This window comes from Acidovorax soli, from assembly GCF_014207955.1.
GTDB classification, from domain to species: Bacteria; Pseudomonadota; Gammaproteobacteria; order Burkholderiales; family Burkholderiaceae_C; genus Acidovorax; species Acidovorax soli_A.
The window spans coordinates 111,658-133,322 of sequence record NZ_JACHLK010000016.1 but is presented as its reverse complement, the minus strand read 5'-3'; the positions used below and the strand labels follow the sequence as shown (position 1 = coordinate 133,322).

The following is a 21,665-nucleotide window of genomic DNA, read 5'->3' as shown; positions in this document are numbered from 1 at the left end:
ATTCTACTGATGCCATCCACTCAAAAATGTAGGTGTGCAGCCTGTTGTGCTCGTTGTGTGCTCCAGGTATGGGGGCGGGGTGTCCAGTCCTCGGAGGACTGCACCAGCGTGCCGACATAGGCGCCCAGGTCGATGCCCAGGGCGCTGGAGGCGGCTTCGGCACCGGCATCGCTGCGCCGGGCGCTGGTGGCAAAACGGCTGAAGGCAGGCCAGTCGCTCGCCAGTTGCGCCACGGCGATGCGGGCCAGGTCATAGGACAGCTGGTTGCCCTCGTCCGTGCGCTGGAACGAATCGCCCGACCAGAATTCCTGCATGCGCTCGGCATTCCAGAACGCCTGGTGGCGCTGGTGCATGGCCTGGGCGGACTGGGCCGGGCGGCCGGCACCGGCGATGCGGTGCTCGGTGTTCACGGCCAGGCCCTCGTCGAGCCAGGTGGGCAGGCGCAGGTACGACAGCGCGCTGTGCGTGAGCTCGTGCGCGATCACGGGCTCGATGGCAGACAGGTCGGCCTGCACGACCACGAAATGCGGGCAGCCATCGTGGATGAACATGCCGCCGCTGAAGGCGAACTCGCCGCCATCGGGGTAGAACTGGCCCACGTAGTGGTAATACAGCTCCTCGCTTTCGAGCACCAGCAGCACGCTTTTCTCGCCGGGCTGAAAGCGCGCCACGCCGTCGAGCACGCGCGCGATGCGCTGGCGCGTCTTGCCCACATAGCCGGCCATGGCCTGCACGACCGATGGCTCCAGTGGCGACAGGATGAGCACGTCCTGGCCCTCGTGCAGGTGCATGTGCGGGCCGATGGTATCGCGCAGGTGCAGCAGCCAGGCGCGGCGCCCTTGTTCAATGGCCTCGGTGGCCGTCGCGGGGCTCTCGGCCTGGCCGGCCCATGCGCCGAGTGCCTGCCAGTCCATGCGCGGCAGGTCGGCGGGGGCGCTCAGGTGGTCCAGCAGCTCGAAGGGTGGCAGGCCGGCGATGCGCAGCACCTCGGGCGCCGGGGGCTGCTCGCCGTCGTGGCCGGGCAGGGAGTCTGGCGCAGGCGCAGAATCCACCGGCGGTGCAAACTGGTAGCGTGCCATGAAGGCCCCCAGGAAGGGCAGGATCCAGATGCCCATCACCATCAGGGCCTTGCGGTTGCCGAACTCCGCGCTGCGCAGCACACGCCGCGTGGCCCAGGTGTTGAGCAGCACCAGGGCCGCGAGGATAGAGAGAAAGATGGCGAGGGCAGGGGGCATGGTGGCCGGATGCTAAGGCAATGCAGCCCTGCCCGGGCGCCACCTAGCGTGCTCACCGGCCCTGGCCGAGAAACTGTTCACGTTTCCCTGCGGGATCGCGGGGTGCCTACACGCCCAGGTACTGCTCCAGCAACTGGGGCTGGGCGCACAAGGTCTCCGAACTGCCTTCGAACACCACCTGGCCCTTGACCAGGATGACGTTGCGGTCGGTGATCTGCGTGACGTGCTTCCAGTTCTTGTCCACGATCACGCTGCTGATGCCGCTGGCCTTGATGAGGCTGCAGATGCGCCAGATCTCGCGTGCGATCAGCGGGGCCAGGCCCTCGGTGGCCTCGTCGAGGATGAGCACGTCGGGGTTGGTCATCAGCGCACGGCCGATGGTCAGCATCTGCTGCTCGCCGCCGCTCAGTTGCTGGCCGCCATGCCCCAGGCGCTCCTTGAGGCGCGGAAAGGTCTCCAGCACGCGCTCGTAGGTCCAGTCGCGCTGGCCGCGCGTGCCGGCGCGCGCGGCCATCTGCAGGTTCTCGACCACGCTCAGGTTGCCGAAGATGCCGCGCCCTTCGGGCACATAGGCAATCCCCAGGCGCGCCACCTCGTAGGGCGGGCGGCCCGTGGTCTCGCGCCCGGCCACGCTCACACTGCCCGAGCGCGGCTTGACCAGGCCCATCACGGACTTGAGCAGCGTGCTCTTGCCCATGCCGTTGCGGCCCATGAGGCCGATGGTCTCGGCCCGGCCCACGGTGAAGTCCACGCCGTGCAGGATGTGGCTGGCGCCGTAGAAGGTGTTGAGGCCGCGGGCCTCGATGAGGGGAGGGTGCTGCTGCTGAGCCATGTCAGTGTTCCTCGCCGAGGTAGGCCGATTGCACTTTCGCGTCGGCGCGCACTTCGGGCGGTGTGCCGCTGGCGATGGCCTCGCCGTTGACCATCACCGTCAGGTGGTCGGCCAAGGCGAACACGGCGTCCATGTCGTGCTCCACCAGCATCATCGCGTGGCCGGGCTTGATGCGCAGCAAGAGCTGCACCATGCGCTCGGCTTCGGCCACACCCATGCCGGCCAGGGGTTCGTCGAGCAGCAGCACCTGGGGCTCGGTCGCCAGGGTCATGGCGATCTCGAGCTGGCGCTGCTCGCCATGGCTCATGGTGCCGGCGATGGCATCGCGCCGCGCCTCAAGGCCCGCCAGTTCGATGGCCCGGTCCACGCGCTCGCTGCTGGCACGGTTGTGTGCGCCGGCGCGGCGCGTGTCGCGCCACCAGCGCAGCGGGTTCCAGGGCTGCTGCGCATCGCGCGACTGGGCGGCCAGGCGCACGTTCTCGTGCACGCTGAAGGGCAGGAAGATATTGGTCTTTTGGTAGCTGCGGCCGAGGCCCTGGCGCGAGATGCGCTCGGAGGCCCAGCCCGTCACGTCGGTGCTGCCCAGGTGGATCGCGCCGTCGGAGGGTGGCAGGTCGCCCGAGAGCAGGTTGGTCAGCGTGGACTTGCCCGCGCCGTTGGGCCCGATCACCGCGTGGATGCGGCCGCGCCACAGGTCCACCGAGACGCCGTTCACGGCGGCCAGGCCGCCGAAGCGCTTGGTGATCTTGCGGGCCGACAGCAGGACTTCGTGGGGGGTATCAGCCATGATTGGCTCCTCCCTTGGCTGCGCGCAGGCGCACCAGCAACCCCAGCAGGCCGCGCGGTGCCACCAGCACCACCAGCACGATGAAGCTGCCCATCAGCAACTGCCAGTGCTTGGTGATGTCCTTGAACACATGCAGCAGGTACTCAAACGCGAAGGCCCCGACGATGGCGCCTGCGAAGTTGCCCATGCCGCCCAGGATGACCATCATGATGGCGTGTGCACTCATGTGAAAGCCCATCAGCTCGGGGTTCACATAGCCCGTCTGTGCACCCCAGAGGTAGCCTGCCAGCCCTGCCAGGGCACCGGCCACCGTGAAGGCGGTGAGCTTGTAGCCGAAGGTGGAAAAGCCCATGGCGCGCATGCGGTGCTCGTTGACGCGGATGCCCGACAACGCCCGGCCCAGGGGGCTCCACAGCAGGCGGCGCAGGCCTGCGTAGACCAGCACCACCATGGCCAGCGTGAAGTAGTAGAAGGTGCGGCGCCCCTCCAGGTCGAACGGCAGCCAGCCGAACACCGAGGCATCGGGGCGGAAGTTGATGTAGATGCCGTCCGAGCCGCCCAGGGGCTTGTTGTCGAAGAACAGGTAGAACAGCATCTGCGCGAACGCCATGGTCACCATGATGAAGTAGATGCCGTGCGTGCGGACCACGAAGAAGCCGATGACCAGGGCCACCAGGGCCGAGCCCGCCACCGCGGCCGGCAGTGTCCACCACAGGCTCACCGGCGCATCGGCCGGCGTGAGGAAGGCCAGCGCATAGCCCGCCACGCCGAAGTAGGCCGCATGGCCCAGCGAAACCAGGCCGGTCACGCCCTGCAGCAGGTCCAGGCTCATTGCGAAGATCGCCATGATCATCATGCGCGTGACCATCTGCACATAGAAATCGCTGCCCACGAAGGGAAAGGCCAGCAGGGCCACCAGGCCGAGCACGAGCACGAACTGCACGCTGCGCGGCAGCACCTCCAGGTTGGTGCGGGGGGCGCTCATGCGGTGGCCCCTTTCTTCGGGCAGGGCGCGGGGCGCATCGTTGGGTAAGTCGTCATCATTGCTTGAACAGGCCTTCGGGTTTCCAGAGCAGCACGGCGGCCATCAGCATGTAGACCAGCATGCCGGCCACAGAGGGCAGCAGCACCTTACCGAAGGTGTCCACCAGGCCCACCAGCAGCGCCGCGATGAGGGCTCCGCGCACCGATCCGATGCCACCGATGACCACCACCACGAAGCACATGATGAGCACCGAGGAGCCCATGTTGGGGTAGACGCTGGAAACCGGCGCGGCCACCATGCCGGCCATGGCCGCCAGGCCCACGCCCAGAGCGAACACGATGGCATGGATGAGCTTGATGTTGACGCCCAGCGATTCGGCCATGTCGCGGTTGAAGGCGCCCGCGCGGATCTTCATGCCCAGCCGGGTCTTGGAGATGAGCAGATACAGGGCCACCGCCAGCACGATGCACACGCCCGAGATGAACAGGCGGTAGACCGGGTAGGACAGGGTGTCTGTGAGCGGAATGGACCAGTCCAGCAGCTTCGGAATGGCCACGCCGTGCACATCGTCGCCCCAGAGGATGGAGCGCAGCTCCTCGAAGATGTAGATCAGCCCGAAGGTCAGCAGCACCTGGTCCAGGTGGTCGCGGTGGTAGAAGTGGCGAAACAGCAGCCATTCGAGCGCCAGGCCGAAGGCCACGGCCAGCACGGCCCCGCCCAGGATGGCCAGCGTGAGGCTGCCGAAGTGCCCCGACAGCGAATACGCCAGGTAGGCGCCCAGCATGTAGAAGCTGCCGTGCGCCAGGTTCACCACGCCCATGATGCCGAAGATCAGCGTGAGACCGGCCGCCAGCATGAACAGCAGAAGGCCGTACTGCACGCCGTTGAGCAACTGGATCAAAAAGGTGGCGAAGTCCATGGTGGCGTGCAAAGAATGGCGATGGTGGGTTTCAGGCCGCCCGGCGCGTGACCAGCAGCAGCGATCCCATCAGGGTGAACAGCCCGCCCGAGATGCGGTTGAACCAGCGCATGCGGTTGCCCGAGCGCAGGGCCGGAGCCAGCCGGGCCACGCCCAGGGCGCACAGCGTGAGCACCGTGAACTCGAAGGCCACGAAGGTCGCGGCCAGGATGGCGAACTGCGGCGCAAAGGACAGCGCAGGGTTCAGGAACTGCGGGAAGAAGGCGGTGAAGAACAGGATGGCCTTGGGGTTGCTGCCGCCCACGATCAGACCCTGCACGAACAGCCGGTGGGCAGGCACGGCGGGCGCCGCCGTGGCGCCCTCGGGCATCTGGTCGAACACGGTGCCCTGGCTGCGGAAGGTCTTGATACCGAGCCAGATCAGGTAGGCCGCGCCCGCGGCCTTGAGGATCCAGAAGGCGGTTTCGGACGCAGCGAGCAGGGCACCCAGCCCCAGGGCCGACAGCAGCATGGTGCCCAGCACCGCGCTGACGCTGCCCGCCGCGGCGGCCATGGCCTTGCGCGGGCCGTGCTGCAGCGAGGTGGTCATGCACATCAGCATGGTCGGGCCGGGCGAGAGTACGAGCAGGGCCACGGCGGCCAGGTAGAGCAGGTAGGTACTGAGGGTCATGGAGGGATGAATCCAGAGGGTGGCCGCAAAGTCCGGGCGCACGAAGGACTGGCCTGCCATACCGACAGGCAATTCCATTGTGTCAAATCCCGCAGGGCCAAGGCGGCGCAGGCAGGTGCCTGTCGCCAGCGGCCACCGTGTTACGCCATGCGGCAGCCTGCTCCGCTGTCAGAGAGGGCCTTGGCGGCCACGCCGACCACCTTGTTTTCCTTGTTCTCGACCACGCGCAGGTAGATGTCCTGCACGGGGTTGTGGGCCTTGCTCATGGTCCACTTGCCGCGCGGGCTGTCGATCACGGCGCTCTCCAGCGCCTTGTACAGCGCGGGCTTGGCGGCCATATCACCCTTGACGGCATTGGCGCCCTGCACCAGCAGCAGGCCGGTGTCATAGCCCTGCACGGCATACACATCGGGCTGGCTGCGGAAGGTCTTGGCGTATTCCAGGCGGAACTGCTTGTTGCGCGGCGTCTCCAGCGAGTCGCTGTAGTGCATGGTGGTGATGATGCCGTCGGCCGCCGGGCCGGCCGCATCCAGCACGCCTTCGGTCAGGAAGCCCGAGCCGTACAGCGGGATCTTGTCCTTGAGGCCGGCGGCCGCATAGTCCTTGATGAACTTGGCCGCGCCGCCACCGGCGAAGAAGCAGGCCACGGCATCGGGCTTGAGGGCCGCGATCTCGGTCAGCAGTGCCTGGAACTCCACGTTGGGGAAAGGCAGGCCCAACTCCTTCACGATGGTGCCGCCCGCAGCTGTGTAGCTTTGCTTGAAGCCTTCGAAGGCCTCGTCGCCGGCAGCGTACTTCCAGGTGATCCAGACGGCCTTCTTGTGGCCCTTCTCGACCATGGCCTTGCCCAGCGCCAGCGTGGGCTGGGAGTTGCTGAACGAGGTGCGGAACACGTTGGGGGCGCACAGCGCGCGCGTGGCGGCATGCACGCCGGCATTGGGAATCAGGTTGAGCACACCGGTGTCGCGCGCCACCTTCTGGATGCCCATCTGCACGCCCGAGTGCACGGTGCCGATCAGCACATCCACCTTGTCACGCTGCACCAGCTTGCTGGCGTTTTCCACGCCCTTGCTGGGTTCGGACTCATCGTCCACCTTGAACCACTCGATCTCGCGCCCGCCGAGCTTGCCGCCCTGCTGGTCGATGGCCATGCGCACACCGTTCTCGATGGCCACACCCAACTGGGCAAAGGTGCCCGTATAAGGCAGCATGAAGCCCACGCGCACCTTGCCGCTCTGGGCCCGCACGATGGAGGGCAGCAGCAGGCCCGTGGAGGCGGCGCCGACAAGGGCTGCGCTGCGGCTGATGACAAGGCGGCGAGTGGTCATGGGGAGTGTCTCCTTTGTTTAGGCTTAAAGTAATTTAACTCCAAGCCCCTGTACTGAAAACCTATGGCTTACCCGTACCGGTGCAGGCATGCAGAGGTCCTTTCGGGGCCGCGAGAGCCATGTTTGATGGCGCTGATGGCTCCAGAAGTGAGATGAAGTAAACTGCATTTACATCGGTGTGCATGCAGTATAGATCATGTTTTTGAGGCCTTGGGTGGCTGTTTGCCCCCGGGAGCTAGGTAGTTTCGAGCATAGGGCGAGCGGCTTCTTGCCCATCCTGCCATGGCTGGCTTGCACCCGCTTGGTGCATGGCGGGCCAGTCCCCGGCAAAATGGAGGGCTGCATGCAGCATGGCATGTGTTCGGCATCCTGGGCGGCAGGGGCCGTGCCTGCCCGTGTGTGAATGTTCCGTCCCATGTCTGCACCATCGCCCCAGCCACCCCTGCCTTCTGCTCCTGCACCGGAGTCCGATCCACCCCCATCCCCGACCCCGCGGGCCCCAGTGCCCCGCTTGCCGGCGCGCGTGCGCATCGTGCGCTGGCTGCGCCACTTCTGGCCGGCCCCGCTGGGTATCGATGGCCGCGAGCATCTGCGCTTCATCGTGGGGGCGGTGCTGGGCATCTTCCTGACGGCAGTGCTCAGCCGCTGGTGGGTGGGTGGAGGCCATGCCCATGGGCCCTGGATGCTGGGCGCGCTGGGCGCCAGCGCCGTGCTGGTGTTTGGCATGCCCTCGAGCCCGCTGGCCCAGCCCTGGCCGGTGCTGGGCGGCAGCACCCTGTCGGCCCTGGTGGGGGCCGGGTGTGCCGCGCTGGTGCCCGACCCGGCCGTGGCGGGCGCGCTGGCCGTGGGCCTGGCCATTGCGCTCATGGTGCCACTGCGCTGCCTGCACCCGCCCGGCGGTTCCATGGCGCTGTACGTGGTGCTGACGGCCAGCGATGGCCTGCACCTGGCGGTGTTTCCGGTCCTCTTCAACGTGCTGGTGCTGCTGCTGGCGGGGGTGGTCTACAACAGCCTGACCGGGCGCCGCTACCCGCACCCGCAGCAGTCGCCGGCGCGCACGGCCGTGGCCAAGGGGGCTTTTGCGGCATCGGACGTGGATGCGGCCCTCGCGCACTACAACCAGGTGCTGGATGTGAGCCGCGCCGACCTGGAGGGGCTGCTGGAGCTGGCGGGCCGTGCCGCCTTCCAGCGCACGCTGGGCGATGTGCGCTGCGTGGACATCATGTCCCGGCCGGCCATGGCGGTGGAGCAGGGGGTGTCGCTCAAGGAGGCATGGACCTTGATGCGCCTGGAGAAGATCAAGGCCCTGCCCGTGGTGGATGCGGATCGGCAGGTGGTGGGCATTGTCACGGTGGCCGACTTCATGCGCCTGGCCAACCTCGACCTGCACGAAGGCCTGGGCCAGCGCCTGCGCGCCCTCGTCAAGGGCCGCGGCGGCCAGCCGTCCCGCGTGGGCGAGATCATGTCGCACCCTGTGCAGGTGGCGCGCGTGGCCCAGCACGCCATGGACCTGGTGCCGCTGTTCTCGCAGGGCGGGCACCACCACATCCCCATCGTCGACGAGGGCGGGCATCTGGTGGGCATCATCACCCAGACCGACCTGGTGCGCACGCTGGAAGTGGCCGTGCAGGGCCGGGATCCCGCGGCCTGACGGCCCCCTGGTGCCGCGCCGCGACACTGCGGCGCCTGCGCCATAGGCAAGGGCGGGTACATCGCGGTACAATCGACAGGCTCTGCACAGCGCTCTGCCTGTCCATTGAAGCCGTCTCCCCGGCCCTCTGCCTGATCTGCGCCCCGGGTGCAGCGACTCCCACCGCCCGCAACGCACCGTGTGTCGAGCCCGACCACGCTGCATCGGCCGTGGTGGATGCCCCCAGCGTTCAGGTGCCGATCACCAGATTTTTTGATTTTTGAAAAGACAAGAGAACATGGCCAAAGAAGAACTGATTGAAATGCAAGGCTCCGTGACCGAAGTGTTGCCCGACTCGCGCTTTCGCGTGACGCTGGACAACGGTCACCAGCTGATTGCCTACACCGGCGGCAAGATGCGCAAGCACCACATCCGCATCCTGGCGGGCGACAAGGTCTCGCTGGAAATGTCGCCCTACGACCTGACCAAGGGCCGCATCACCTTCCGCCACCTGGCCGGCCGTGGCCCAGGCCCGACCAGCCGCTGAAGGCGGGCATGCCATCGGGCCGCAGCACATGTGCTTGCTGCCCGCGCAGATCGCTGGCCCGGCGCTGCGCAGTGTTGTCGTAAAAAGAGAGTTGGTTGAGTTTGCCCCATCGCGCAGTCTGCATCGCCCCTGGATGCAGGACAGCACTGCCGATGGAACCCTGGTCCGGTGCAGTCGCTGCAAAAAATTCAAAAAAAGCGCGCATTTGGCCAGAACCCGAAATTTCCCGGGTTAGAATACGAGCTGTCGGAGCGTAGCGCAGCCTGGTAGCGCATCTGCTTTGGGAGCAGAGGGTCGCGAGTTCGAATCCCGCCGCTCCGACCATTATTGGCAAGGCCTGCAGAAGCAATTCTGCAGGCCTTTTGTCATTTCGGGGCCTGCACTGCGCAGGCCTTTTCTTTTGGCCCATGGCCAACGGCGCCCCCTTTTTTGGGCATGGCGGCCAATGCCCCGCAGGAATGCTCTGAAAAGCAGCCGCGGGCAGCGGAATAGGGGTACGATAACTGTATGAAAATACAGTATTTCATCGCCCCCCCAGCCCTGCTGCGCAGGATGCCCCGAGGTTGGGTGCGCAAGCCGCACCTTTGTGCCTGACCCTGTGCATGTCCATCCCGGGTTGCCTCGCTCATGTCCGCCGTCCCCCTCCGTTCCGTTCCCGCCGGTGCCCCGCCCCGGCTGGCAGGCGTGTGGCTGGCCGACCAATTGGGCACATCCACCGCAACGCGGGTGCAGGCCACGGGGCATGCCGGGCTCGATGCGCAGTTGCCCGGCGGGGGTTGGCCCCTGGGGGCCATGACGGAAGTGCTCCAGCCGGCCACGGGCCTGCATGTGTGGCAACTGGTGCTGCCAGCCCTGGCCCAGGCCACGGCTGCACGGCCAGGGGCCGTGGTGCTGGTGGCACCGCCCTATGAACCCTTTGCCCCCGCCTTGCGCGCGGGCGGGCTGGATGCAGCGCGGCTGTGCCGCGTGCAGGCCGCCTCTGCAGCGCAGGCGCTCTGGGCGGCCGAGCAGGCCCTGCGCTGCCGCGATGTGCAGGCGGTGCTGGCCTGGTTGCCACAGGCCGCACCCGAGTCGCTGCGGCGGCTGCAACTGGCGGCCGCGCAGATGGGGCAGTTGCTGTGGGTGTTTCGCTCGGCCAAGGTGCGCCAGCAGGCATCGCCTGCGCCGCTGCGGCTGTGGGTCGAGGCGGTGGCCGCATCGGGTGGCGCCGAGCTGCAGGTGCAGGTACTCAAGCGCCGTGGCCCGCCCATGGAGCAGCCCCTGGTGCTGCCGGCCAGCAACGCGGCGCTGGCCCGGGTGCTGGCTGCATCGGCGGCGCGTGGACAGGGGCGGCGTGCGCTGCCGTCGCCGCAGCCGCAACAGCCAGCGCGGCCTGCCGTCGTACTGCCAGTGGCGGCCTGGCTGGATCGCCTGCCTGCAGGAGGTGTGCTGCATGCACTGGATCGCATGGCCGTTGCCGCCCACCCCCACTGACGAAGGGCCCCATCCTGGCCGCGCCGCGCCGGCCGCTGCCGGGCCGCGCCAGCCCTTGCCGCAGGCGCCGCACGAACACTGGTGGGCGCTGCAGTTCACCCCGCGCGTGGCGCGGGTGGAGGACGAGGCTTTGCTGCTCGAAGTGTCCGCCACCGAGCGCCTGTGGGGCGGGCGCGAAGCCCTGCTGGCGCAGTTGCAGCTGCGCAGTCCGCCCTGGTTGGTGGATGCGGTCGCCCCATCGCCAGAGCCATCCGCTTGCGGCACGCAGCCCACACCCTTTGCCCAAGCCCCCACCTCACTGCAGGCCCTGGCCCTGCTGCGCCTGCGCCTGGCGGGGCAGCCCGTGCCCCGGCACCTGCCCGATGGCCTGCCGCTGCACACGCTGACGGCCTTGCACCCGCACCTGCCCAGCCTGGCGCGCATGGGCTGTCGCACCTGGGGGGCTTTGCGCGCGCTGCCGCGCGATGGCGTGGCCCGGCGGCTGGGGGCGGCCGTGCTGCTGGCGCTGGACCGGGCCTACGGCCACATCGCGCACAACCACACCTGGGTGGAGCTGCCCGAGCGCTTCGAGCTGACGGCCGAACTGCCCGCGCTGGCCACCTCGGCCGATGCGCTGCTGTGGTCGGCCAGCCGCCTGCTGTCGGCCCTGCAGGCCTGGCTGCAGGCGCGCCAGCAGGGCGTGCTGGCGCTGGAGCTGGCCTGGCGCCACGACCTGCGCCGGGTGGATGGCGTGGCCATCGCCCCCTGGCATGCCTTGCCTGTGCGCACGGCCCAGCCGACGCACGAACTGGCCCATCTGCGCCGCCTGCTGGCCGAGAACCTGGCGCGCACACCCCTGGCCGCGCCCGCCAACCAGATCACGCTGCGCGCGCTGGAGACCGCGCCCCTGCCGCATGCCAGCGCCCACCTGCTGCCGCCCGACGGGTCGTCGGCCGCCGGGGACCAGGAGGGTGAGGCCTGGCACCAACTGGTCGAGCGCCTGTCGGCCCGCCTGGGCGCGGATGCGGTGCAGTCCGTCACCTTGCTGGCGGACCACCGGCCCGAATGCATGCAGCGCTGGCAGCCCATGGCCGGTGCAGGCCCGGTGCCTGCATCGAAGGTGCAGCAGGGAGAGCACGCACCCGAGGCCGTGCTGTGGCCCACCTGGCTGCTGCGCACGCCGCAGCGCCTGGCCATGCAGGGCCACCGGCCGTGCTACCAGGGGCATTTGGGCCTGCTGGCTGGGCCGCACCGGTTTGATGCGGCCTGGTGGGAGGAGGGAGGCAGCAAACCAGAGGCCGACGAGAACGGGCCTGGCGAGCGCAGTGGCCTGGTGCAGCGCGATTATTTCGTGGCCCTGAGCCCTGGGGCCGGCCGTGTCTGGATCTTTCGTGAGCGCTTGGCGCATGCGCCTGCCGGGGCGTCGCGGGACCGCTGGTTCCTGCAGGGCCTGTACGCGTGAGAGGTCCGTGCAATGACCCACACCATTCCTGATCGCGCGTCGGCCATACCCGCCCCATCGCTGGCGCTGCCGGACTATGCCGAGCTGCACTGCATCTCCAACTTCAGCTTCCAGCGCGGCGCCTCGCAGCCCCAGGACCTGGTGGCGCGTGCGGCCCAGTTGGGTTACCGCGCTCTGGCGCTGACGGATGAATGCTCGGTCGCTGGCGTGGTGCGCGCCCACGGCCCGGCCAAGGCGTTGGGCCTGCAGTTCATACCGGGCAGCGAGTTCGCCTATCCCGGATTCCGGCTGATTGCATTGCCGCGCAATGTCGAGGGCTGGGGCAACCTGTGCGAGTTCATCAGCGCTGCACGTCGCACCGCCCCCAAAGGCACCTACGAGCTGGGCCCCGTGTCCGACGTGGCCCGGTTGCAGGACTGCGAGCTGCTGCTTATGCCGGACCGCAGCGTGCAGCATGCCATGGACACCAGCGCGCTGCTGGCCTGCGTGCAAGAGGCGCTGGCCCACTTCGGCCAGCGTTTCTGGCTGGGTGTGGAGCTGCTGCTCGGCCCCGACGACGACCTGTGGCTGGCCACGCTGCAGCAGGTATCGCGCCAGACCGGTGTGCCCCTGGTGGCTGCGGGCGATGTGCACATGCATCGGCGTTCGCACAAGCCGCTGCAGGACGTGATCACTGCCGTGCGCCAGGGCTGCACCGTGGCCGAATGCGGTTTTGCGCTGCAGCCCAATGCGGAGCGCCATTTGCGCCAGCGCGTGCGCCTGGCTGGCATCTACCCGCCAGAACTGCTTGCGGCCACGTTGGAGATCGCGGCGCGCTGCACCTTCAGCCTTGATGAGATCAAGTACCAGTACCCACTGGAGGCCGTGCCTGAGGGGATGACCCCTGCACGGGGACTGGCTGCGTTGACCTGGAGAGGGGCCCAAGGCCGCTATCGCAAAAAGATACCCAAAAAGGTGAAAAGGCAGATCAGGCGTGAACTCGCGCTGATCGCCGAGTGCAAGTACGAGATGTACTTTCTTACTGTGCACGACATCGTCCGCTTTGCGCGCAGCAAGAGAATTCTCTGCCAGGGCCGTGGTTCAGCCGCCAACTCGGCCGTCTGCTACTGCCTGGGCATCACTGCGGTGGACCCTCAACGCAGCGACCTGCTGTTCGAGCGTTTCATCAGCAAGGAGCGCAAGGAGCCGCCCGATATCGACGTGGATTTCGAGCACGACCGGCGCGAGGAGGTGATCCAGTACGTCTACGACAAATACGGTCGCAACCGCGCCGCCATTGCTGCCGTGGTCACCACCTACCGCACTCGCAGCGTGCTGCGCGACGTGGGCAAGGCGCTGGGCGTGCCTGCGGCGCTGGTTGATTCCTTCGCGAAAGACCACCACTGGTTCGATGAGGAATTCGCAGCGCATCGCCTGCAAGAAATGGCGCAGGACATGGGCGAACACTTGAGCCTGCACACTGCAGAGTTGTGGCTACAACTGTCTGGGCAACTCAAGGGCTTTCCGCGCCACCTGAGCCAGCATGTGGGCGGATTTGTGCTTACGCAGGGGTTGCTCACGCGCATCGTGCCGGTGGAAAACGCGGCCATGGTGGACCGCTCCATCATCCAGTGGGACAAGGACGACCTGGATGAAATGCATCTGATGAAGGTGGATGTTCTGGCCCTTGGCATGCTGAGCGCCTTGCGCCGCTGCCTGGACCTGCGTGCAGGACTGCGCGGAGAGCGTTGGGCCCTTGCCCAGATTCCGGACAAGGACCCTGCCACCTACGACATGATCTGCGCCGCCGACACCGTAGGCGTGTTCCAGATCGAAAGCCGGGCCCAGATGAGCATGCTGCCGCGCCTGCGGCCGCGCAAGTTCTATGACCTGGTCGTGGAGGTCGCCATCGTGCGACCTGGGCCTATCCAGGGTGGGATGGTGCACCCGTATCTGCAAGCGCGCGAGCGGCAGCGCAAGGGCGAGTCGCTGGTGCTTGAGAAGAAGGAACTGGAAGAAGCGCTCAAGCGGACCTTGGGTATTCCGATCTTCCAGGAGCAGGTGATGCAGATCGCGATGATCGCTGCCAAGTTTTCCGCGTCGGAAGCGGATGCGCTGCGCCGGTCCATGGCCGCGTGGAAACGAACGGGCGGGGTGCACCACTTCGAGAAGCGGCTTATCGATGGCATGGTGGACAATGACTACAAGCCCGAGTTTGCCAAGCGCGTTTTCAAGCAGATGCTGGGCTTCGGCGAATATGGCTTCCCCGAAAGCCATGCCTACAGCTTTGCCCTGCTGGCCTACAGCAGCAGCTGGCTCAAGTGCCATGAACCTGCCTGCTTTCTTACGGCGCTGCTCAATTCGCTGCCCATGGGTTTCTACACCGCCTCGCAACTGGTGCAGGACGCGCGCCGCCACGGTGTGCGCGTGCTGCCCATCGACGTCACCCGCAGCGACCTGGACTGCACGCTGGAAGGCACGCCCGAGATGCTGCGGCCCGACAAGGGCCTGCCTGTGCCGCCCTTGCCCCAGCCCGCGGTGCGCCTGGGCCTGTGCTTGGTCGGCAGTTTGGAGCGGGGCGCGGCCGAGCGCCTGGTCGCAGCCCGTGCGCAGGGAGGTCCCTTTGCCAGCACCGAAGACCTGGCCCTGCGCGCGCGCCTGAACCAGCAGGACATGCAGGTGCTGGCCGCGGCCGATGCGCTGGCCAGCCTGTCAGGCCACCGGCGCCAGCAGATGTGGGATGCGTCTGCCCAGCATGCCGCCCCCATCCTGCTGCGCGACGTGCCAGTGAACGAGGCCCCGCTGCAACTGCCCGAAGCGCCCGAGGGCGAGGAGATTTTGTTCGACTATGCGGCCACCGGCCTGACCCTGCGCCGCCACCCGCTGGCGCTGCTGCGCGGCCGGCTCGATCGCTGGCGCCTGCTCACCGCGCTGCAACTGCGCACCGTGCCCGATGGCCGGCTGGTGCGTGCCTGCGGCATCGTCACCGTGCGCCAGCGGCCCGGCTCGGCCAAGGGCACCATGTTCGTGACGCTGGAGGACGAGACCGGCCCCGTCAACGTCATCGTCTGGCCCGCCATGGTGGAGCAGTGGCGCGACGCCATCCTGCGTTCACGCCTGCTGGCCGTGCAGGGCCTGTGGCAGTGCAGCCGGCATGGCGAGGATGGGGAAAAAGGGGCAGCCGCGGGTCCCGGGGAAGCCTTTGTGGTGCGCCACCTGGTGGCCCAGCGCTTCAAGGACCTGACGCCGTTGCTCGGCCGCATGGCCGGGGCGCTGGATGGTAGTCGTGACTTCCATTGAAAGCGGGTGGTCTCACGGCTCCTGCAGGTACGCGCTGGGGTCGATGAAGAAGGCCTTCTTGTACCCCTGGGGCGCCCCGTCGATCTTCCACGGCGCGGGCAATAGTCGCACGATGGAATAGTGCAGGTGCGGCGGCTTGCCCTGTGCATTGCCGCTGGCGCCCACCGTGCCGATGGCGCTGCCCGAGGCCACCGGCGCCAGCACCTGGGTGGTGATGCGGTCCAGGTGCGCGAAGTAGTGCACGCGCCAGCGCGGCCCGAGCACCAGCACCACCTTGCCGCCCTTGGCGATCTCGCCTGTGAAGAGCACGATGCCATCGGTGGTGCTGAGCACGGGTGTGCCCAGCTTGCCGAAGATATCGATGCCCTTGTGCACGCCCGAGCTGCCCCAGGGCTCGAACCAGAAGGAGCGGGCATTCCAGTCCCGCGTGCTGGCCCCGGCCACGGGGATGCGGATGCGTTCCGGCATGGCCAGGCCCAGGGCGAGCACCACCACGGCGGCGAGGGCCAGGTACTTGAGAGACTTCATGGACAGGAAAGAAGCGCTGCCCGGGGCGCGCGCTCGGAGTGGCGACGGGTGCGATTATTCCCGCACCCTTGTCCCCTTCCTTTCAGCGCGCGGTGGCCGGCTTGCTGGCCGCGCGCCGTGCAGGCTCGGTCGCGGTGCCTGCCGCACCCTCGGCGCCCGGCTTCACCGGCGCCTTGCCCAGGTCCAGCAGCGGCTTGCAGTAGGTGTCGTCATCGGCCGCAGGCACCGTCACGGGCACCAGGGCCAGCGCGGCCGGGGCCGCCACGGCGGCCACCACCGCAGCACCTGCGCGCAGCAGCAGCGGGCCGGGCTCCACGCCCACATCGGGGTTGCCGAAGGTGCCTTTCACATACAGCGGCGTGCGCAGCGAGAAGAACTTCCACTCCAGCGACTCGGGCTTGATGCGCATGTTCATGGCCTCGGTGCCCAGGTCGATGGTGCCCGTGGCCTCGATCACCGCATCGTCGGTGCTCATCTTCACCACGCGGCTCTGGGCTATGCCGTCGACCACGGTGAAATCGGCCACGGCACAGCGCAGGTTCACCTCCTTGGTGTCGCCAAAGAGTTTGCCCACGATGATGCTGCCCACGTTGAGGGCCGCCAGGTCCAGCATCTGCTTGCTCAGCGTGCCTTCGCGCACGTACAGCCGTGCCTCGCCCGTGCCCTTGCCCAAGAGGCCTGCCACGCTGTTGCCCTGGCTCTGCAGGGCCACTGCGCCGTCCATGCGGCCAAAGCTCTTCTTCATGAGTTCCACCTTGGGGAACAGGGCCGAGAGCTTGAGCCCCTCGACCTTGCCGTGGATGCGCGCCTTGAGCGGCGGTGCGCGCCCGTCGATGGCGACCTCGGATTCGATCTTGCCCTCGGCCACGCCGAAGGTCAGCGGCGCCAGCCGGAGCTGGGCGTTGTCCATCACGGCGCGCATGCTCAGGTCTTCGAGCGGCAGGCTCTCGGGGCGGACGATGTTCTTGCCTTTGAACAAAATGTCCATGTCCATGGCATTCCAGCGCTGGGCTGCAAATGGGGCGTCCGGCAGCACCTTGCCCTTGTCCTTACCGTCGCCCTTGCCATCACTTTTGCCGCGGTGGGTGTTGTCGCTCTTGTTGGTGCCCAGCGAGGGGCCCAGGTCGGCCAGGCGCAGCTGGTTCGAGGTCATGCTGCCCGTGAGCCTGGGCCGCGGCTTGCCCGAGGTGTATTTCAGGTCGCCATGCAGGTCGCTCTGGCCCACCTTGCCGTGGAAGTCGCTGTAGCTCCACACCGCGCGCTCGGGCTCCAGGCTGCCGGTGAGGTGGCCGCGCGTCTCGAAGGGCGGTGTGTTGGGCAGCACCAGGCCTGTTGCCTCGTACAGGTCGCCCATGCTGTCGGCTTTGAGCATCACGTCGAAGTCCATGCCCGAGAGCGATCCCGGGTTGGCCAGGATGCCCTCGGCCGACAGGGCCGCACTGCCTGCCGTGGCGTCGATCTTGATCGGGTAGTTGACCACCTTGTCGCGCAGGCTGATCACCTGGCCCGCCAGGCCACTGCCCTCGACCTTGGCCTTGGCGATGCGGCCCTGCAGCTCGAACTTCAGGCCATAGGGCACAGGGGCGCCACTGTTGCCGCGCTGGCTGGCGGTCACGTCTCGCGACGCCGCGGCCTCGGCCGACGAGGCTGCGGCCGAGGCGGGCAGGACGACCGGCTTGGCCGCCTTGGCGTTCGTGACCTGGGATGGATCGATGGGCTCCGTGGTGTTGACCCGGGCCTGCATGTCCACATCCTTCATGGCATCGGCGTAGGCCAGCAGGCCCTGGTTGACCACCAGCCGGTCCACATCGAAGGTCCAGGGGCTCTTGGGCTTGTCTTCGTCGCGGGGCTTGAAGGTCCAGTTGTTGGTGCCATCCCTGGTGCGGGCCAGCGCCACTTCGGGGTCGGTCAGCGCCACCGTGTCGACGGCCAGGTGGCGCCTGAGCAGCGGCAGCAGGCTGATGGAAGCGCTGGCACTGCCGATGCTGGCCATGGTGGCCGTGCCCGGCAGGGTGGCGGTGGTCGGCGCGGTGGAGGCCGATGCCGAGCCCACCGATGCGGCGCTGGCCGCCTCCCGTGCGGCCGTGGCGGCGTGGGGCTTTCTGCTGCCCTTGCCCTTTTTCTCGCCGTCGCCGCTGAACGGGGGCTCGAACCCGGCGGGGTTGTCCATCACCAGGCGCTCGGCCTTCACCGTCACACCGGGCACCCAGCGGCGCCAGCCTTCTTCCAGCGGCTGGGGCCAGCGCCAGGCGGCGGACAGGTCGCCCTCGATTGCGAAGCGCCGGCCCGTGGCCTCGCTGACCTTGTCATTGACCCAGGGCTTGTAGCGGTTCAGGTCCATCAGTGCCAGCAGCACTCCGACCAGGAGCAGCAGGCCCACGACAAGGCCCAGCACCACCAGTGCCCATTTCAGCACGCGGCCCAGGGGGACGCGCCGGGCAGGGGGCTGGACTGCCGGAGGCTTGGGCAGGTCGGTCGATGGCGTGGTGGCAGTTGTCATCAAAAAGCGCGGAGATCGGTGCACTTGCCGTGGATCGGCAAGCTCTTGGCTGTGGTTGCGGCCATGCTAGCCCGCAACCCCGCCGGCAGGGCCTGCGTGTGCCCAACTGCCGCCCTTGTCCTACAGCCCCGGTGCAGCCCTGGCCGGCCCCGCCTTGCGCAGCAGGGCCTGGGCACACTCGACGAGTGCATCGCGCAGCGCGGGCGGGTGCAGCACCTCGAAATCGAAGGACAGGCGCGCCAGCTGCCGCGCATACCAAGCAAGGTCGTCCACCTGGCTGTGCAGCAGCACACCGCCTCCGTCCTGCGGTGCAAACAGGCCGATGGCATCGAACAGCTCCTCGCGTGCCGTGGCCAGGTCGGTGCGCAGCAGCACCTGCACGCTGAAGGCGCGCGGCAGCGAGGCCACGCCCAGCGCCAGGTGGCGCACGGCATCGAAATCCTCGGGCACGCCGAACGATGCGGGCAGGGGTTGCACGCTGAGCACCCGGTCGAGCCGGAACGAGCGCAGCCCGCCGCGCAGGTGGCAATGCCCCACGGCATACCAGCGCCCGCCGCGCCAGGCCAGGCCATAGGTGTCGAAGGCGCGCTCGCTGGCCTCGCCCTGCGGTGTGCGGTAGGCCAGTTGCACGCGCTGGCGCGCATGGGCCGCGGCGCTCAGCGTGAACAGGGCCCGGTTGTCCGCAGGCGCGTCGGGGTGGGCCAGGTCCAGCTGCACCGTGTCGCCCAGGGCGCGGGTGCGGCGCTGCAGGGGCTCGGGCATCACGCGTTCGAGCTTGGCGCGGGCGCTTTCCACGGCCGGTGCTGCCTCGGCCAGGCCCAGGCGGCGCGCAGCCAGCAGGCCTACCGACAGGGCCAGGGCCTCGTCGTCGGTGAACACCATGGGCGGCAGCTTGAAGCCCGGCATCAGCCGGTACGCGCCGTAGCGCCCACGCTCCGCCACCACCGGAATGCCCAGGTCTTCGAGCTTGCGGATGTACCTGCGCAGCGTGCGGCCGTCCACCTCCAGCCGCTGGGCCAGCTCGGTGCCGCTCATGGCGCCACGCGCCTGCAGCAGTTCCAGCACGCTGAGCACGCGGGTGGTGGGCGAGGTCATGGCGCCATCATGCACCCGAATCAGGGCCGATTGTGTCCTGATTCATCCCTACATTGCCTCCAGGCGGCCCCACATCCGGGGCCGGATGGAAAGGATGAACGATGGAATGGGCAATGGATTCCCTGGCGCTGCAGCACACGGCGCACCTGTGGCTGTTCTTTGTGCTGCTGCTGGGCGTGGTGGCCCTGCCGGGGCTGGACATGGCCTTCGTCATGGCCAGCGCGCTCGTGGGTGGGCGCCGCGCCGGCCTGGGGGCGGTCGCCGGCATCGTGGCCGGCGGGGCCTGCCACACGGCCATGGGGGCACTGGGTGTGGGCGTGGTGCTCAAGCTGTTTCCCGCGGCCTTCAACGCCTTGCTGCTGGCCGGGGCGGCCTATGTGGCCTGGATGGGCGTGGCGCTGCTGCGCAGCCGCTCGGCCTTCGATGGCGCCGCGGTACACACGCGCCAGCGCCCCCTGGCCGCCACCTTCGGCAAGGCCGTGCTCACCTGCCTGATGAACCCCAAGGCCTATGTCTTCATGCTGGCGGTGTTTCCGCAGTTCCTGCGGCCCGAGCATGGCCCCATCTGGGCCCAGGCCGTGGTGATGGGGCTCATCATCGCGGCCACCCAGGCGGGGGTCTATGGCCTGGTGGCGCTGGGCGCCGTCCGGGCGCAGCGCAGCCTGCAGGGCAACCCGCAGGCCAGCGTGTGGACGGCGCGGGCCGTCGGGCTGCTGCTGTTGCTGGCATCGGCCTGGACGGCGTGGGAAGGCTGGCGACTGTAGCCCTAGAATCGCGCCCCATGCACAACGCCCACCACCCCTTCGCCCCGCCCATGCGCGACGGCGTGGGGCCGAGCTGTGTGGTGCTGCCTACCCATGGCCAGGGCAGCATGCTGGACTTTCTGGCGGAGCGCCTGCCCGCCGTGGACCGCGCCGGCTGGCTGGCGCGCATGCAGGCCGGCGACGTGGTGGACGAGCGCGGTGCACCCGTGGCGCCGGATCGGCCCTTCGAGCCCGGGCTGCGCCTGTACTACTACCGCCACCTCGCTGACGAGCCCGAGATCCCGTTCACCGAGACCGTGCTCCACCAGGACGAGCACCTGCTGGTCGCCGACAAGCCGCACTTCATGCCGGTCACGCCCTCGGGCCGCTACCTGCAGCACACGCTATTGGTGCGCCTCAAGCGCCGCCTGGGCTTGCCCGAGCTGTCGCCCCTGCACCGCATCGACCGCGACACGGCCGGGCTGGTGCTGTTCTCGGTGCAGCAGCGCACGCGCGGCGCCTACCAAGCCCTGTTCCGCGATCGCAGCATCACCAAGCACTACGAAGCCGTGGCCCCCTGGCGCGCGGACCTGGTCTTTCCGCGTGAGCACATGAGCCGCATGGAGGAAAGCCCGCAGTTCTTTCGCATGCACGAGGTGCCTGGAACGCCCAACAGCCACACGCACATGGAGGTGCTGGAGGTGCGCGGCGACTGGGCGCGCTACCGGCTCTCGCCCATCAGCGGCAAGCGCCACCAGTTGCGCGTGCACATGGCGGCGCTGGGCTTGCCGCTGCGCAACGATGCCTTCTACCCCGAGGTCAACGACCCGCCCGAGGGCGATTACTCGCGCCCGCTGCAGTTGCTGGCGCGCTCGCTGGCGTTCACCGACCCGCTCAGCGGCGAGCACCGGCAGTTCGAAAGCCGGCTGCAGCTGCAGCCGCTTCCTTAGCCACGCGGCACGCTGCCGCGGGCTACCGCATCCACATAGACATTGCCGCCGCTGGAGATATGCCGGCACATGTGGCGGTCGGCTGCATCCTCGTCGCCATCGAGGATGGCCTTCATGATGTCCTGGTGCTCGGCCAGCGAGTTGCGCACGCGGTTCGGTCGGTCGAACAGCGAGCGCTGCGGGTGCCGCATGCGCAGGCGCATCTGGCGCAGCTGGCGCGCCAGTACCTCGTTGAGGCTGCCGTCGTAGATGGTCTGGTGGAACCAGCGGTTGGCCTCTTCGTAGGCCACCGAGTCGTCCTTGGCGGCTGCGGCTTCGCAGGCCTGGAAGGAGGCCTGCAGGTCTCGCCGCAGGGCCGCCGGCATGCGCCGTGCCGACAGGCGGGCGGCCAGGCCTTCGAGCTCGGTCAGCATCTCCAGCATGGCCACGTATTCGGTGAGCGAGAGCGTGGCGACCACGGCGCCGTGGCGCGGCACCATCTCCACCAGGCCGGCCGTGGCCAGTTGCTGGATGGCCTCGCGCGCCGGGGTGCGCGAGACGTCGAAGCGCTCCATCAGCCCCTGCTCGTCGATGCTGCAGCCGGCATAGAGCTTGCCGGAGATGATCTCTTCTTCCAGGGCTTCGCGGATCTTGTCGCTCAGGTTGACGCGGGGTGGGGTCGTGCTAGTGGTGGCCATGTTCGTAGTGGCCGAATGATAATGCGCGGGCGCTCGCATCGCTCTC

General features: G+C 68.2%; 18 protein-coding genes and 1 tRNA gene. 8 read left to right on the top strand and 11 right to left on the bottom strand.

Annotation, left to right across the window (positions count from 1 at the left end):
- Window positions 1-20 precede the first annotated feature (20 nt).
- The 7 genes from HNP48_RS28970 to HNP48_RS28940 form a co-directional block, all read right to left on the bottom strand.
- Complete coding sequence (locus HNP48_RS28970) at window positions 21-1,235, bottom strand: hypothetical protein (protein ID WP_184863809.1); 1,215 nt, start codon at window positions 1,233-1,235, stop codon at window positions 21-23.
- A 106-nt stretch (window positions 1,236-1,341) separates the two neighbouring features.
- Window positions 1,342-2,067, bottom strand: a complete 726-nt coding sequence (locus HNP48_RS28965; RefSeq protein ID WP_184863808.1) for an ABC transporter ATP-binding protein — start codon at window positions 2,065-2,067, stop codon at window positions 1,342-1,344.
- Window position 2,068: 1 nt separating this feature from the next.
- Window positions 2,069-2,854 carry an ABC transporter ATP-binding protein gene (locus HNP48_RS28960; protein WP_184863806.1) on the bottom strand — a complete coding sequence of 262 codons (786 nt, stop codon included), beginning with the start codon at window positions 2,852-2,854 and terminating at the stop codon, window positions 2,069-2,071.
- A complete protein-coding gene (locus HNP48_RS28955) occupies window positions 2,847-3,839 on the bottom strand; it encodes a branched-chain amino acid ABC transporter permease (protein ID WP_184863804.1) in 993 nt (330 codons plus the stop codon). The genes HNP48_RS28960 and HNP48_RS28955 overlap by 8 nt, the downstream gene beginning before the upstream one ends.
- A gap of 55 nt (window positions 3,840-3,894) precedes the next feature.
- A complete protein-coding gene (locus tag HNP48_RS28950) occupies window positions 3,895-4,758 on the bottom strand; it encodes a branched-chain amino acid ABC transporter permease (protein ID WP_184863802.1) in 864 nt (287 codons plus the stop codon).
- Window positions 4,759-4,789: 31 nt separating this feature from the next.
- Complete coding sequence (locus tag HNP48_RS28945; RefSeq protein WP_184863800.1) at window positions 4,790-5,428, bottom strand: LysE family translocator; 639 nt, start codon at window positions 5,426-5,428, stop codon at window positions 4,790-4,792.
- Window positions 5,429-5,568: 140 nt separating this feature from the next.
- Window positions 5,569-6,756 (bottom strand): ABC transporter substrate-binding protein, encoded by a 1,188-nt coding sequence (locus tag HNP48_RS28940; protein WP_184863798.1) that lies wholly within the window; start codon window positions 6,754-6,756, stop codon window positions 5,569-5,571.
- Window positions 6,757-7,258: 502 nt separating this feature from the next.
- Here HNP48_RS28940 and HNP48_RS28935 point away from each other — a divergent pair.
- The 6 genes from HNP48_RS28935 (at window position 7,259) to HNP48_RS28910 (ending at window position 15,126) form a co-directional block, all read left to right on the top strand.
- Complete coding sequence (locus HNP48_RS28935) at window positions 7,259-8,407, top strand: HPP family protein (RefSeq protein WP_311773871.1); 1,149 nt, start codon at window positions 7,259-7,261, stop codon at window positions 8,405-8,407.
- Between the two features lie 277 nt (window positions 8,408-8,684).
- Window positions 8,685-8,933, top strand: coding sequence for a translation initiation factor IF-1 (gene infA / locus HNP48_RS28930; RefSeq protein WP_184863794.1), 249 nt, complete (start codon window positions 8,685-8,687; stop codon window positions 8,931-8,933).
- A gap of 247 nt (window positions 8,934-9,180) precedes the next feature.
- Window positions 9,181-9,257, top strand: a tRNA-Pro gene (locus tag HNP48_RS28925).
- A gap of 303 nt (window positions 9,258-9,560) precedes the next feature.
- Window positions 9,561-10,406: a translesion DNA synthesis-associated protein ImuA gene (gene imuA, locus HNP48_RS28920; protein ID WP_184863791.1), complete on the top strand. Its 846-nt coding sequence runs from the start codon at window positions 9,561-9,563 to the stop codon at window positions 10,404-10,406.
- Window positions 10,366-11,847 (top strand): DNA polymerase Y family protein, encoded by a 1,482-nt coding sequence (locus tag HNP48_RS28915; RefSeq protein ID WP_184863789.1) that lies wholly within the window; start codon window positions 10,366-10,368, stop codon window positions 11,845-11,847. The genes imuA and HNP48_RS28915 overlap by 41 nt, the downstream gene beginning before the upstream one ends.
- 12 nt (window positions 11,848-11,859) lie before the next feature.
- Window positions 11,860-15,126: an error-prone DNA polymerase gene (locus tag HNP48_RS28910; RefSeq protein ID WP_184863787.1), complete on the top strand. Its 3,267-nt coding sequence runs from the start codon at window positions 11,860-11,862 to the stop codon at window positions 15,124-15,126.
- A 12-nt stretch (window positions 15,127-15,138) separates the two neighbouring features.
- Here HNP48_RS28910 and HNP48_RS28905 read toward each other — a convergent pair whose 3' ends face one another.
- From HNP48_RS28905 to HNP48_RS28895, 3 genes are all read right to left on the bottom strand, one after another.
- Window positions 15,139-15,654 carry a M23 family metallopeptidase gene (locus HNP48_RS28905; protein WP_184863785.1) on the bottom strand — a complete coding sequence of 172 codons (516 nt, stop codon included), beginning with the start codon at window positions 15,652-15,654 and terminating at the stop codon, window positions 15,139-15,141.
- Window positions 15,655-15,736: 82 nt separating this feature from the next.
- Window positions 15,737-18,154, bottom strand: coding sequence for an AsmA family protein (locus HNP48_RS28900; RefSeq protein ID WP_184863784.1), 2,418 nt, complete (start codon window positions 18,152-18,154; stop codon window positions 15,737-15,739).
- Window positions 18,155-18,274: 120 nt separating this feature from the next.
- On the bottom strand, window positions 18,275-19,249 hold the full coding sequence (locus HNP48_RS28895) for a YafY family protein (RefSeq protein WP_184863782.1): 975 nt from the start codon (window positions 19,247-19,249) through the stop codon (window positions 18,275-18,277).
- A gap of 113 nt (window positions 19,250-19,362) precedes the next feature.
- On the opposite strand from HNP48_RS28895, the gene HNP48_RS28890 reads away from it, so the two are divergent.
- Both HNP48_RS28890 and HNP48_RS28885 read left to right on the top strand, forming a co-directional pair.
- On the top strand, window positions 19,363-20,013 hold the full coding sequence (locus tag HNP48_RS28890; RefSeq protein WP_260420419.1) for a LysE family translocator: 651 nt from the start codon (window positions 19,363-19,365) through the stop codon (window positions 20,011-20,013).
- A gap of 17 nt (window positions 20,014-20,030) precedes the next feature.
- A complete protein-coding gene (locus tag HNP48_RS28885; protein ID WP_184863778.1) occupies window positions 20,031-20,942 on the top strand; it encodes an RluA family pseudouridine synthase in 912 nt (303 codons plus the stop codon).
- Here HNP48_RS28885 and HNP48_RS28880 read toward each other — a convergent pair.
- Entirely contained in the window at window positions 20,939-21,619 is a 681-nt protein-coding gene (locus HNP48_RS28880) for a GntR family transcriptional regulator (protein WP_184863776.1), read from the bottom strand. The genes HNP48_RS28885 and HNP48_RS28880 overlap by 4 nt on opposite strands.
- Window positions 21,620-21,665 lie beyond the last annotated feature (46 nt).